The 13,005-nt window shown below is 67.7% G+C and carries 10 protein-coding genes; 6 read left to right on the forward strand and 4 right to left on the reverse strand.

Going from position 1 to position 13,005, the window contains the following annotated elements; all coding sequences use genetic code 11:
* Positions 1-1,212 (forward strand): RecB family exonuclease (locus A8G08_RS01940; protein ID WP_157108358.1); only part of this gene is annotated, 1,212 nt, incomplete at its 5' end.
* Positions 1,209-4,574, forward strand: a complete 3,366-nt coding sequence (locus A8G08_RS01945) for an ATP-dependent helicase (protein WP_068269452.1) — start codon at positions 1,209-1,211, stop codon at positions 4,572-4,574. The genes A8G08_RS01940 and A8G08_RS01945, both read left to right, overlap by 4 nt.
* 27 nt (positions 4,575-4,601) lie before the next feature.
* On the opposite strand, the gene A8G08_RS01950 is transcribed toward A8G08_RS01945, so the two are convergent.
* Positions 4,602-5,009: a DoxX family protein gene (locus A8G08_RS01950; RefSeq protein ID WP_068269465.1), complete on the reverse strand. Its 408-nt coding sequence runs from the start codon at positions 5,007-5,009 to the stop codon at positions 4,602-4,604.
* A 219-nt stretch (positions 5,010-5,228) separates the two neighbouring features.
* On the opposite strand from A8G08_RS01950, the gene A8G08_RS01955 reads away from it, so the two are divergent.
* The gene (locus tag A8G08_RS01955) at positions 5,229-6,293 is read left to right on the forward strand and encodes a potassium channel family protein (RefSeq protein ID WP_068269455.1); all 1,065 of its coding nucleotides are present in this window, start codon (positions 5,229-5,231) and stop codon (positions 6,291-6,293) included.
* A 61-nt stretch (positions 6,294-6,354) separates the two neighbouring features.
* Positions 6,355-7,269: an NAD(+) diphosphatase gene (gene nudC, locus A8G08_RS01960; RefSeq protein ID WP_068269457.1), complete on the forward strand. Its 915-nt coding sequence runs from the start codon at positions 6,355-6,357 to the stop codon at positions 7,267-7,269.
* 89 nt (positions 7,270-7,358) lie between these two features.
* Here the strand turns inward: nudC and A8G08_RS01965 are convergent, their stop codons facing one another.
* Positions 7,359-7,607 carry a mycoredoxin gene (locus tag A8G08_RS01965; protein WP_169823249.1) on the reverse strand — a complete coding sequence of 83 codons (249 nt, stop codon included), beginning with the start codon at positions 7,605-7,607 and terminating at the stop codon, positions 7,359-7,361.
* A 182-nt stretch (positions 7,608-7,789) separates the two neighbouring features.
* On the opposite strand from A8G08_RS01965, the gene A8G08_RS01970 reads away from it, so the two are divergent.
* Entirely contained in the window at positions 7,790-9,973 is a 2,184-nt protein-coding gene (locus tag A8G08_RS01970) for an ATP-dependent DNA helicase UvrD2 (protein ID WP_425394521.1), read from the forward strand.
* A gap of 417 nt (positions 9,974-10,390) precedes the next feature.
* Positions 10,391-10,708 (forward strand): WhiB family transcriptional regulator, encoded by a 318-nt coding sequence (locus tag A8G08_RS01975; protein WP_068269466.1) that lies wholly within the window; start codon positions 10,391-10,393, stop codon positions 10,706-10,708.
* A gap of 56 nt (positions 10,709-10,764) precedes the next feature.
* Here the strand turns inward: A8G08_RS01975 and A8G08_RS01980 are convergent, their stop codons facing one another.
* Complete coding sequence (locus A8G08_RS01980) at positions 10,765-12,117, reverse strand: ABC1 kinase family protein (RefSeq protein ID WP_187344415.1); 1,353 nt, start codon at positions 12,115-12,117, stop codon at positions 10,765-10,767.
* A gap of 39 nt (positions 12,118-12,156) precedes the next feature.
* On the reverse strand, positions 12,157-13,005 hold an 849-nt coding region (locus A8G08_RS01985), incomplete at its 5' end, for a TOMM precursor leader peptide-binding protein (protein WP_068269463.1).

Genomic DNA, 13,005 nt, shown 5'->3' on the forward strand with positions numbered 1-13,005 from the left:
GAGCGGTTATCCCGCACCGCGCCACTGCTGGCCGAGGAGCGCAGGCTGCTCCTGGTGGCTTGCAGTCGCGCACGTCGTTCACTGCTGGTCACCGCGGTGGAGTCGGCGGCCGGTGACCGTGACCTCACGCCGTCGCGCTTCATCGACGAATTGCTCTCCGACACAGCGGAATTCGGCGATACTCTTCCCGTAGTGCGCCGGACTGGCGAGGTGCGGGTGCTGGCGCTGCCCGCGTTGGTCGCGGAATTGCGGGCGGTGGTTTGCGATCCGGATGTTGCCGAGCACGAGCCGGAACGACACGCCCACGCCGCACACCAACTTGCGCGGCTCGCCGCGGCGGGCGTACGCGGTGCACATCCCGACGATTGGTACGCCACCGTCGAGACGAGTTCGCCGCAGCCGATGTGGGACGAGGCGTCCGGTCCGGTGCGGGTGTCGCCCTCGGTGGTGGAGCAGCTCACCACCTGCCCGTTGCGCTGGGCATTGCAGCGGCACGGCGGTGACGATGGCGACAACATCCACGCGATCAAAGGCAACGTCGTTCATACGCTCGTGCAGGCGGTGGCCGGGGGCGTGGCAGAAGCCGAGATCCGGCGGGCACTCGAAGTTGCCTGGCAGGGTGTGGATCTCGGTTCGGACTGGCATTCGCGACAGGAGTTGCGCCGCGCCGAGACGATGCTCGAGACATTTACGGCGTGGCTGCGAGCGTCCCGGCTGGAGCTGACGTTGGCGGGGGTCGAGGTCGTGGTGGACTGTTTGCTTCCCGCGCGCTCGGAGGACGAACCCGCGGTGCGGATCGCGGGCCGGATCGACCGGCTCGAACGCGATCCCGACGGCCGGGTCGTGGTGGTGGACATGAAGACCGGCAAGAACCCGATCACCAAGCAGGCGGCGCGCGAGCATCCACAGCTGGCCACCTATCAGGTCGCCGTCGCCGCCGGCATGTCGGAGACGGGGGAGGCCGCGCCCGAGCCCGGTGGCGGCCGGTTGGTGTACGTGGCCAAGCCCAACGCGAAAGAGGGTGCCACGCAACGGCTTCAGCCTCCGCTGGATGCAGCCGATCTCGACCGGTGGCGTGACACGATCCAAGGTGCCGCGGCAGCGACACGGGGCCCGGGATATCTCGCGGTGGTCAACGACGGATGCCGGCATTGTCCGGTACGAACGAGTTGTCCGGCACAGGATTCCGGCAGGCAGGTGACGAACGGATGAGCACGCCGCAGCCGCGGGTCGATCCCCTCGACCTCGCGCGAGCACTCGGGCAGCCCGAGCCCACCGCCGAGCAGCAGGCGGTGATCGCGGCACCCCCCGGCCCGACGCTGGTTGTTGCGGGCGCAGGCGCGGGCAAGACCGAGACGATGGCCGCCCGCGTGGTGTGGATGGTCGCCAACGGCTTCGTCGCGCCGGACCAGGTCCTTGGCCTGACATTCACGCGCAAGGCAGCCCAGCAGTTGTCGGTTCGTATCCGCACCCGATTGGCGCGACTTGCCGGTTCGCCGCTGGTAAGCGAACTGGACCCGAGCGGCCGGCTGCGGGAGGCGATTACGGCATCGGACCCGGAGATTGGCACCTACCACTCGTACGCGGGCCGCCTGCTTTCCGAGCACGGCCTGCTGCTGCCGATCGAGCCGTCCGCAACGTTGCTGTCCGAAACGCAGTTGTGGCAGTTCACCCATCGCCTTGTGGCCGCGTGGGACGGCGAGCTCGACACCGAACGCACTCCGGCGACCATCACAGAGGCCGTGCTTGCGCTGTCCGGCCAGTTGGCCGAGCATCTGGTGGAGCCCGAGGATTTGCGCGAGGCCTGCACCGACCTCGAGAAACTCGTTCATACGTTGCCGCCCGGCCCGGGCAAGCGCGGCGTGCCCACCCGGGTGCTGCTCGACATCGTCGACGCACAGAGCGAGCGAGTCGCCCTGCTGCCGTTGGTTATCCGCCTCGCAACCGAACTTCGCCAGCGCGGGCTGCTCGATTACGGCAGCCAGATGTCGCTCGCCGCCCGGCTCGCGAACGAGCATCCGGATGTCGGTGCGGCGCAGCGGCAGCGGTTCCGGCTGGTGCTGCTCGACGAGTACCAGGACACCGGTCATTCGCAGCGGGTGCTGCTGTCCGCGCTGTTCGGCGGTGCAGTCGACAAGAAGCTGTCGGTTACCGCGGTCGGTGACCCGATGCAGTCGATCTACGGCTGGCGCGGCGCGTCGGCCGCGAACCTGCCGCGGTTCGCGACGGACTTTCCGCGCGCCGCGGGGAAATCCGCGGCCACCCTGCCGCTGATGACGAGCTGGCGCAATCCACCCGAGGCGCTGGTCCTCGCGAACCGGGTGGCCGAACCGCTGCGCACCGGTGCCGTCCAGGTGGAGCCGCTGCGACCCAAACCCAACGCCGGAGTTGGCACGGTCGGCCTCGCGCTGACGGAAACGATCGCCGACGAGCGGGAGTGGGTCGCCGAACGCATCGCGGAGGAGTACGCGGCCGCGGCCGCTCGCGACGAACAGCCACCGACCGCAGCAGTGCTGGTGCGCCGCAACGCCGATAGCGCGCCCGTCGCAGAGTCGCTGCGGGCGAGGGGAATTCCGGTCGAGATCGTCGGACTCGGTGGCCTGCTGGGGACACCCGAGGTTGCCGATGTGGTCGCCATGCTGCGCCTCGTCGCGGACCCGACCGCCGGCAGCGCCGCGATGCGAGTGCTGACGGGTGCACGGTGGCAGCTCGGAATCACCGATATCGCCGCGCTGTCCCGCCGTGCGCGCGAGCTGTCGATCCGGCAGGCACCGGCAACCGCGGAGATTCGCGACGCCGCGGAACTGCGTGCGGCACTGACTGCCGCGGTACCGGCCGATCACAGCGAGCAGGCCGGCCTGGCAGACGCGATCGCCGATCCCGGCCCGGCACCGCAGTACTCGACGGCCGGATACGAGCGCATCACCGCGCTCGGCAAGGAACTCGCGGCGCTGCGCGAGCGCATCGCGCAACCACTCAACGAACTGGTCGCCGATGTGGAGCGCACGATCGGCGTTGGTATCGAGGCGCAGGCCCGTCGATTGGCCGGCAGCGCGGGACGCGAGCATCTCGATGCCTTCGCCGATGTCGTGTCCGGCTACGCCACAGACCCTGCCGCGACGGTGACCGGCCTCTTGGCGTTCCTCGATGCTGCGGAGTCGATCGAAAACGGGCTCGAGCCAGGTGAAGTGGAGGTTGCGCCGGACCGGGTGCAGGTGCTGACCGTGCACTCCGCGAAAGGCCTGGAATGGGAGGTCGTCGCCGTTCCCCACGTGGTGCGCGGCGTTTTCCCCTCGGGCGTTGCCTCCGGCACGTGGCTCGGCGCGTTAGGCGAACTGCCTCCGCAGCTGCGCGGTGACCGGGTACGGGAGGGTGAGCGCACCGATGGTGTGCCGGTGCTCGATCTCGACGGTATCGGGGACCGCGCCGGGCTCGAGGAAGCGATCAAGCGGCATAAGGAGGCGCTGGCACGGCGACGGCTCGACGAGGACCGCAGGCTGTTCTACGTCGCGCTGACGCGAACCGAGCGCGCGCTGTACGTGTCCGGCCACCACTGGGGCGAGACCGGCGCCGAACCGAAGGGTCCGTCCGAGTTTCTGCTCGATCTCGCGGCGGCGATCACCGACTCGGAGCCAACCGGGTCGGAACCGGCATCGCCGGTCGGCGCGGTGCTCCGCTGGGATCCCGCACCGGAACCGGGGACGCCGAACCCCTTCACCGAGCATCCGGTTTCTGCGCAGTGGCCACGCGATCCGGTCGGGCCGCGCCGGATCGCAGTCCAGGCAGGTGCCGCCGCGGTACGCGCTGCTCTCGCCGGACTCGTGAACAGTGAGCCAGCGGCAGAGGAGGACCCGGCCGACGGCACACCGGAGGACCCAGACAACTGGGCTGCCGATGTCGATGCGCTACTCGCCGAGCGCGCGGCGTCGCACCATATGCATTCCGAAGTTGTTCTTCCGCAACAGCTTTCGGTGTCACAGCTGGTAGAGCTACGCGCGGGGAAGTTGGCAGACCGATTGCGCCGGCCGCTGCCGTATCCACCGAATCCGTTCGCGCGACGGGGTACTGCGTTCCACGCGTGGGTGGAGCGCAGGTTCGGCGCCACCCGGTTGCTCGACCTCGACGAGTTGCCGGGAGCCGCCGATACCGGGGCCACGTCGGACACCGATCTCGCGCGGTTGCAGCAGGCGTTCCTCGATTCGAAGTGGGCGCAACGCAGCCCGGTCGAGGTGGAAGTGCCGTTCGAGACCACGATCGGGGACACCGTGGTGCGCGGCCGCATGGATGCCGTGTTCGCCGAGTCGGACGGCGGATGGACCGTGCTGGACTGGAAGACCGGCGCCGAACCGTCAGCTGCCGAAGAATCCACGGTCGCAGTGCAATTGGCGGTGTATCGACTCGCCTGGGCTCGGCTGATCGCCGCGCGTACCGGGGAATCGGAGGAGTCGGTCCTGCAGCGCGTAGGTGCGGCGTTCCACTACGTGCGAACCGACCGCACCATTTCGCCCGCAGACCTGGCCGACGAGGCCGGCCTCACCGCGCTCATCGACGCGGCGGTGCACCGGGAATCGTGACTGGGCACCGCCGCCGAAGCAGTGCCGTCAGGGAGTGTTGCGGTGCACCGAAAGCGCGGTGGTGATCATCGGGATCTGCAGTGGCAGGCGAGCCAGCGCCACGGCTTTCATCAGTGGGGTTTGCTTCGGGTCGCGCCACCAATCCAGGGCCATCTGGATATTGCCCGGGAAAACCGAGATGAACAGCAGCACGGCTGCCAGCGCGCCGACCTTGCGGGTGCGCGGAACGGCGAGTGCGCCGGCCACCGCAATCTCCGCGGCACCCGAGACGTAGGTGTAGGTCCGGGGCGACCCCGGCAGTTGCGGCGGAATGATGCCGTCGAACGGCTTCGGAGCCAGGAAATGCAGAACGCCGATGCCCAGGAGGCCGACGGACATGCGCTTTGCGGTGCGCTCCGCCTTGCCTACCGCAGCGGCGGAAAGTTCACTCGTCATGCGGTTCACTGTGCCATCACCACGATCGCGCCGACACCCCCCGAATGTGCGAGGGCATATTGTTACGGCCAATCTCGGCACCAGTGCTGCTATTGGCATTCCAGCGGACTAGGCTCCTGCCGATGTCCGCAACTGTGCCCACCGGTCGCTCCACGGGCTCCGCTCCTGGGTGGGAGCGACGCACCGTTGGCTCCGCCGCGAGCCGTCGCGAGGCGCGCAATGGCCGGTAGGCTCGCGCGTTTTCGCGACGTCGATCGGCTGACCGAGCGGCCCGTTTTCGCGCTGGTTGGCATCCTTCGTATTCCGGAGTCGTTGCAGAACCCCACGCAGGCGATCATCAAGCGGATGGCTCTCGCGCTGTCGTTGCTCGTGATTGCGGCGACCATCGTTTACCTCGACCGTGCCGGTTACCGCGACGCGCAAGAGAACGAGATGTCCTATCTGGACGCGTTCTACTACGCGACGGTCTCACTCTCGACCACCGGATACGGCGACATCACCCCGCTCACCCCGGGCGCCCGATTGATCAACATCCTCGTCATCACGCCGCTGCGGATCTTCTTCCTCGTGTTGTTGGTCGGCACAACGCTCGCCGTGCTGACCGAGCGATCCCGGCAGGCGTTCAAGATTCAGCGATGGAGGCGCACCGTGCGCAATCACACCGTGGTCGTCGGCTACGGCACCAAGGGCCGCAAGGCAATCGAGGCCATGCTCGGCGACGGCATGACCCCGAGCGACATCGTGGTCGTGGATACCGACCCGGCGATGCTCGAAGCAGCGTCGAGCGCAGGACTGGTCACCGTCGCGGGTTCCGCGACGCGGTCGGAAGTGTTGCGGCTGACCGGCGCCCAGCATGCGTCGGCGATCATCGTGGCCACCAACCGGGACGACACCGCGGTCCTGGTCACGCTGACCGCGCGCGAGATTGCCCCCAAGGCCAAGATCGTTGTCGCTGTTCGAGAGAGCGACAACACGCATCTGGTTCGTCAATCGGGCGCCGATTCGGTGGTCGTGTCCTCCGAGACAGCCGGGCGTCTGCTGGGTATCGCAACGAGTACGCCGAGCGTGGTCGAGATGGTCGAGGACCTGCTCACTCCCGAAGCAGGTTTCGCGATCGCCGAACGGGAGGTAGAGCCCGAGGAGATCGGTGGGTCGCCTCGGCATCTGCGCGACATCGTGCTCGGTGTGGTCCGGAACGGCGATTTGGTGCGGGTGGGTGAGCCTGCCGTCGACGCGATCGAGCCGGGCGACATGTTGCTCTACATCAAGCGGATCGGCGGCTGACCGAACGGTCCGAGGGGACGGTCCGCGTTCGGTGGACACCGACGGGCGCTAGTGTCGAGTCGTGTCGGACTTCGAGCTCATCGAGACGCCCCGTCTATCCCGGTCCACTCTCGACCGTGCGGCTGAACTTCGCAGCAACGCAGAGGCCCTGAAAGAGGGCTGGTCGACCGCGAAACTGTTGCAGGTCAATCAGCGTGGGCAGGTGCCGGTATTGGGCGCCGCACTCGACTACGTCGACGCTGTCGAGTTCGCGGCCGAGCCACCCGCGGCCGCAGTCTTCCTTGGCATCGATCACGGTCGCCACGTGTGGGCGGTCCGCAACCCCGACATCGAACCGCAGGTGGATGGAAAGCTGCGCGACCTCCGGATCGTCGGCGCCGATCTCGACGACACCAGCGCCGGCATCCTCACCACCGCGATCGCTCTGCTCAACTGGCACGATTCGGCGGCGCACAGCGCATTGGACGGCGGCATTTCCCGCGCGGCGAACGGCGGCTGGTCCCGGATCAGCGACACCCTCGGGCACGAGGAGTTTCCGCGCACCGATCCGGCGATCATCTGCCTCGTCCACGACGGCGGCGACCGGGTACTGCTCGCCCGTCAGCACACCTGGCCCGAACGGATGTTCTCGATCCTGGCCGGGTTCGTCGAGGCGGGGGAGTCGTTCGAGGCGTGCGTGGCACGCGAGATGAAGGAGGAGGTCGGTGTCGACGTCACCGACGTCCGCTACCTCGGCAGCCAGCCGTGGCCGTTCCCGCGGTCGGTGATGATCGGGTTCTCGGCGAAGGCCGATCCGGAGCAGGAAGTGGCGTTCGCCGATGGAGAGATTGCCGAGGCGCACTGGTTCACCAAGGAAGAGGTGCGTGCGGCCCTCGAACTCGGTGACTGGACGTCGAACGCGGACAGTCGCCTGCTCCTGCCGGGTTCGATCTCGATCGCGCGGGGCATCGTGACCTCCTGGGCCGCGCGCGACTGACAAGGCTCCGGACACGACAAACCCTCCGGGGAAGAGACCCGGAGGGTTTGGTCAGAACTGGCCGACCCGGCGGTCGGTCAGAGGCACGGTCAGTTGACCGCGAGCATCTCTTTGACGGTGGCCAGGCTCGGGTTCGTGGCCGTGCGTCCGTCGGCGAACTTCAGGGTCGGCACCACATGGTTGCCGTTGTTCACTTTGCCGACGAACTCGGCGGAAGCCGGGTCCAGCTCGATATCGACCTCGACGTAGCTGATGCCGGCCTCGCTCAGCTGGGTCTTCAGCCGGCGGCAGTAGCCACACCAGGTGGTCGAGTACATCGTCACGGCGGGTTCGGTCATAGTCACGATTACAAGAACATCACGAGGGGGAGAACGTGTTCCCTTTTGGTCGCGCGATGAGACGTACATCACTGGCCTGCGGCGGCGTGTCCCCTCCTGCGTCCGCTGGGCTCAAGCGCCCTGAGTAGGGGCTATTTACACGCGGCGCGCCCGTACGCGCGTTGTCGGAGGCCGCTGCAATGATGGGCACCGTGCCATTCGACGCCACCGCATCCGGGCTCGATCCCCAGCAGACTGCCGCAGTGCAGGCGCCCCGGGGTCCGGTGTGCATTCTCGCCGGCGCGGGCACGGGCAAGACCCGCACCATCACCCATCGGATTGCTCACCTCGTCGAACACGGTCATGTCGCGCCCGCGCAGGTGCTGGCGGTGACGTTCACGGCACGTGCCGCGGGCGAGTTGCGATCGCGGTTGCGCGGCCTCGGCCTCGGTGGCGCTGCGAACCAGGTTCAGGCCCGCACCTTCCACGCTGCGGCGCTTCGACAGCTGCGCTACTTCTGGCCTCAGGTTGTCGGTGACCTCGGATGGGAGCTGATCGACAGCAAGTTCCCCCTGGTCGGCCGCGCCGCAGGGCGGGTCGGACTGTCGACCAGCACGGAAAGCGTCCGTGACCTCGCCAGCGAGATCGAATGGGCCAAGGCGTCGTTGATCACGCCCGAGACCTATGCCGTCGAGGCCGCGCGTCGTCGGCGCGAGACGCCGGCCGATCCCGAGCAGGTTGCAGCCGTATACGAGCGGTACGAGGTCGCCAAGCGCGGTGAGACGATGCTGCTCGATTTCGACGACCTGCTGCTGCACACCGCGGCCGTCCTGGAGGACCACCCCACGGTGGCCGCCGAGTTCCGCGACCGGTACCGGTGCTTCGTCGTCGACGAATACCAGGACGTGACGCCGCTACAGCAGCGGGTGCTCGACGCGTGGCTCGGCGAGCGCGACGACCTCACCGTGGTCGGCGACGCCAACCAGACCATCTATTCGTTCACCGGCGCCATGCCGAAGTACCTGCTCGACTTCACGCGCCGATACCCGCAAGCCACGCTGGTCCGGCTCGAACGCGACTACCGCTCGACTCCGCAGGTGGTGTCGCTGGCAAACCGCGTGATCGGGTCGGCGCACGGGCGGATCGCCGGGACCCGGCTGCAGCTGATCGGTCAACGCGCAGATGGCCCCGAGCCGACGTTCGCAGAGCATGACGACGAACCGGCGGAGGCCGCGGCGGTCGCCAAGGCGATCAAGCGGCTCATCGCCAAGGGGACGCCGGCCGCCGAGATCGCCGTGCTCTACCGGATCAATGCCCAGTCCGAGGCGTATGAGCAGGCGCTCACCGAACTGGGCATTCCGTACCAGGTGCGCGGCGGCGAGGGCTTCTTCACCAGGCCGGAGGTGCGCCAAGCGATCAACCTGCTGCGCCAGCAGGGCGGCCGGGGCGATCTGCCGGATGCCCGTGGTGACGATCTGGTCGCGGTGGTGCGTGCGGTGCTGGCATCGATCGGACTGACGGCGGACGAACCGGTGGGTGCGCAGGCGCGCGATCGGCGCGCGTCCCTGGTCGCGCTGGTCGAGCTGACCACCGAACTTGCCGAACACGAGCCTGACCTCGACCTAGCGGGCCTGCTACGAGAGCTGGCCGCGCGCTCCGAGGCGCGTCATGCGCCCGTGGTGCAGGGCGTGACTCTCGCGTCGCTGCATGCGGCGAAGGGTCTGGAATGGGACGCGGTGTTCCTTGTCGGCCTCACCGACGGCACCGTGCCGATCAGCCACGTCCTTGGTGACGGTGGCGCGGTGGCGGATTGGGAGGCATTCGAGGAGGAGCGCCGGCTGCTATATGTCGGCGTCACCCGGGCGCGCGAGAATCTTGAACTGTCCTGGGCACTTGCCCGCAACGAGGGCGGGCGCAAGACGCGCCGCCGTTCGCGGTTCCTGGCAGGGCTCATTCCCGAGGATTCCCCGGCATCGCGGATTGCCGAGCCGGTCCGCACGCGCAAGCGCCCACAGTGCCGGGTGTGCGGAAAGATCCTGGTCGGAACCGCCGCGACGATGCTCGGCCGCTGCGAGAGCTGCCCGTCGAATATCGACGACGAACTCCTGCTCGCGTTGCGTGCCTGGCGCAAGCAGAAGTCTCAGGAGATGGACGTGCCGGCTTACGTCGTGTTCAGCGACAACACGCTCACCGCGATCGCCGAGCAGAAGCCGGCCGACGACGGCGCGCTCGTAGCCATTCCGGGCATTGGCGCGAAGAAGCTCGAGCGGTTCGGGGCCGACGTGCTCGCGGTCGTCCGTGGCGAAACGCCGCAAGCGAGCGCTGAGGAGTTGCCGCTGGAAACTCCCGCGCGCCGCAGCAGTCGAAAAACCGCAGGTCAAAAATAGGTTGTGCCCGTTGGGGTGGGGTCTCTACCCTGGTGTCAACGCGCCGATTGGCGGCGCGTGCCCGGCGGAAGCCACGGCGGGCAGTTACAGCGAGGCGAACGGAGGTGGCACAAAAATGAGGATGGTCGAGTTCCGCGCAGCCGGCATCGCATCCGCACGTGCCGCCGCCGAGGCAGCAGCAGGCCTCGCAGCAACGGCATTCATCGCCGCCGATGCAGTAGCCCGTCCGCGCACCACCCCTGTGTCCGCATCCGTACGGGGCAGAGACCGAGAAACTCGGTAGCTCGAGCCCAATCAAGGCCACGGATCGCAGGACGCGAACCGTGGCCTTCGTTGTGGAACCAGATCATCCTCTTCGAATCCCGGCCCGGTTCGGCTTTGCCCGACAACCCGTCGCACGAGAACGAGGAGAACGACATGTCTACCGCGACAACCCGCGTGACATGCCTGGACCGGGCCGAATTCCACACCGCCACAAGCGCTTCGGCCACGCCCACCCGATCGGCCCTGCCGTGCCGCCGATCCGCCGACCCCGATCTGTGGTTCGCGGAACGTCCCGATCAACTCGAGCAGGCGAAGGCGTTGTGCAGTGCCTGTCCGATCCGGGAACGGTGCCTGCGCGCCGCGATCGACCGTGAAGAGCCGTGGGGTGTTTGGGGTGGCGAGATCCTTTCCCAGGGGGTCGTCATCGCCCAGAAGCGGCCGCGTGGAAGGCCTCGCAAGGTCTGCGCATAAACGAAAACGCCGCCGCCCCCTATCGCAATTCGAAAGGGGGCGGCGGCGTTTCGTACTTAGGCCTCTACTTCATGCAGCGGATCGTCGGTGAACCCGGGCAGGAAGTCGTGCATGATCTTCATGTACGGGGCTTGCGCGTCGAGCTGCGCGCAGATCCCGACCGAGCCGAGCAGCACCCGGAAGATCATCAGATACTTCGGCGGCAGGCTCATTGCCCGCGCGGTCTTGAACTGCTGGCTGTCGAATTCGGTTGCGCTGCCGGCCGCGCGCGACAACCACTTGCGGTTGAAGTGGAACGACTCCGTCTTGATCGGGTCGGTGAACGGCCGCAGGTAGTCATCGATCTCCTGCGGGGAGACCGTGCGACCCGGAATCACGAAATGGTTCTCGTTGAGCAGATCGATCAGTTCGTCGAACTGCTCGTCACGCGCCAGACACAGCATTCTGCCCAGCTCGGGCGGCAGGCCGTTCGGCATCGGCGCACACGCACCGAAATCGATCACGCCCATCCGGCCGTCGTCGAGCATCATGAAGTTGCCCGGGTGCGGGTCGCAATGCAGAAGTCCGGCGGCCACGGGAGCCTGCAGGTGGAACTGAGCGAGCAGTGCACCCGCGCGGTCCCGCTGGTCCTTCGTGCCCTCCGAGATGATCTTCGAGAGCGGCTTCGCGGTAAGCCATTCGGTAACAACGGTTTTCGGCGCGCTGGCGACGACCCTCGGGATGAAGTAGTTCGGGTCGCCCTCGAAGGCCTTGGCGAACGTGCGCTGATAGTTGGCCTCGATGCGGTAGTCGAGCTCTTCCTCGGTCCGCTCCGTGAGCTCGGCGAGCACGGGCTTCATGTCGACGCCCGGCATCACGGTGGAGAACAGGCCGGTCATCCGGCTCAGCGTCTTCAGGTCAGCGCGCAGCGCCTCGTCCGCGCCCGGGTACTGCACCTTCACCGCGACCGCGCGGCCGTCGGACCACACCGCGCGGTGCACCTGTCCGATGCTCGCTGATGCGGCGGGAGTGTCGTCGAAGGACTGGAAGCGTTCGCGCCAGCGGGTGCCGAGCTGCTGATCGAGCACCTTGTGCACTGCAGGCGCGGGCAGCGGTGGGGCCTCGGCCTGGAGCTTGGTCAGCGCCTCGCGGTAGGGCTCGGCGAACTCCTCCGGGATCGCGGCCTCCATCACGCTGAGCGCCTGCCCGAACTTCATCGCGCCGCCCTTGAGCTCACCGAGCACGGTGAACAATTGCTCGGCGGCCTTCTGGGCGAGGGCGGCATCGATCTCACCGCGGTCGCCACCTGCCAGCTTGCGGCCGAATCCGACCGCCGCCCGGCCGGCGATCCCGATCGGGATGCTCGCGAGCTTGGCGTTGCGGGCACGGCTTTTGCGCTTTATCTCCGACACCACAACATCATGGCTGATGAATGGGGCGGATGTGGAGAGGGTTCTGTTCTCAGTCTCTCAAGTTGTCGCAGTTGCGACCTCACTTACTGGTAGAGCGCATCCGCAGCGAGGGTGTGGTCGCCATCGGCGACGCTGAAGACGGTGGTTGTGCAGGTCGAGTTCCAGAGTCGCGTCGAGAATGGCCGGAGCAGCACGCGGACTGCCGTCGAGCACGACATCGAGTTCGGATAGGGCCAATGCTGCGGTCGCCCGAACGGCTGCCGGCTTGGCATATCCGACGCGGCCGAGCAATTGGGCAGCGAGGTGCGGCCAATCCGGGTCGTAGTCGCATCGAGTCAGATCGGCACAACGCAGGCAGCTCGTCCGCCCCGGCAGGACGAGCGGGCCGACCACCCCGCGGCCGTCGCGAATCCGGACCTGTAGGTGCGCGATGCGGTAGCGCATGAGCGCGGCTACCAGCCGCGGCTCGATGACGAGATCGTCGGTGAGCACCACCAGTTCGGCGTTCCACCGGTATGCGTCGGCGGCCGCGCGCTGGCCGTCGGCCGAGTGGCTCAGCCGCACGCCGGTTCCGGACAGTCCTTCGCAGATCTGGTCGGCGAGTGGACCTCGCCCGTGCACGCGGATCGCGCTCGGTCCGACTCGGTCCGTGACCCGAACGAGGAGTCCGGCGGCTTCCAGCTCGGCGAGGATTGCCGAGGCCGACTGTGGACCGATGTCGAGCGCGGCCGCTTGCCACACGACGGCCGGCCAGTTGTGCTGCCCGTCGAGCAGTCGCAGCAGTTCGACCAGCGCGGCACCGTCCAGTTTCGGTGGCGGACGTAACAGCACAGCGGTTTCGGGCGCCCAGCCGAGCTGTACCGTGCCGTCGCCGCGAAGCAGTAGCGGCAGACTCGGATTCAGTAG

This window comes from Aldersonia kunmingensis, assembly GCF_001646865.1.
Taxonomy (GTDB): domain Bacteria; phylum Actinomycetota; class Actinomycetes; order Mycobacteriales; family Mycobacteriaceae; genus Aldersonia; species Aldersonia kunmingensis.

What these genes read in the sequence shown, in the direction of transcription:
- A8G08_RS01950 (WP_068269465.1), bottom strand. Translation starts at nt 5,009, where the DNA reads ATGACGAGTGAACTTTCCGCCGCTGCGGTAGGCAAGGCGGAGCGCACC.
- A8G08_RS01955 (WP_068269455.1), top strand. Translation starts at nt 5,229, where the DNA reads ATGGCCGGTAGGCTCGCGCGTTTTCGCGACGTCGATCGGCTGACCGAG.
- A8G08_RS01970 (WP_425394521.1), top strand. Translation starts at nt 7,790, where the DNA reads ATGGGCACCGTGCCATTCGACGCCACCGCATCCGGGCTCGATCCCCAG.
- A8G08_RS01965 (WP_169823249.1), bottom strand. Translation starts at nt 7,607, where the DNA reads ATGACCGAACCCGCCGTGACGATGTACTCGACCACCTGGTGTGGCTAC.
- A8G08_RS01975 (WP_068269466.1), top strand. Translation starts at nt 10,391, where the DNA reads ATGTCTACCGCGACAACCCGCGTGACATGCCTGGACCGGGCCGAATTC.
- A8G08_RS01945 (WP_068269452.1), top strand. Translation starts at nt 1,209, where the DNA reads ATGAGCACGCCGCAGCCGCGGGTCGATCCCCTCGACCTCGCGCGAGCA.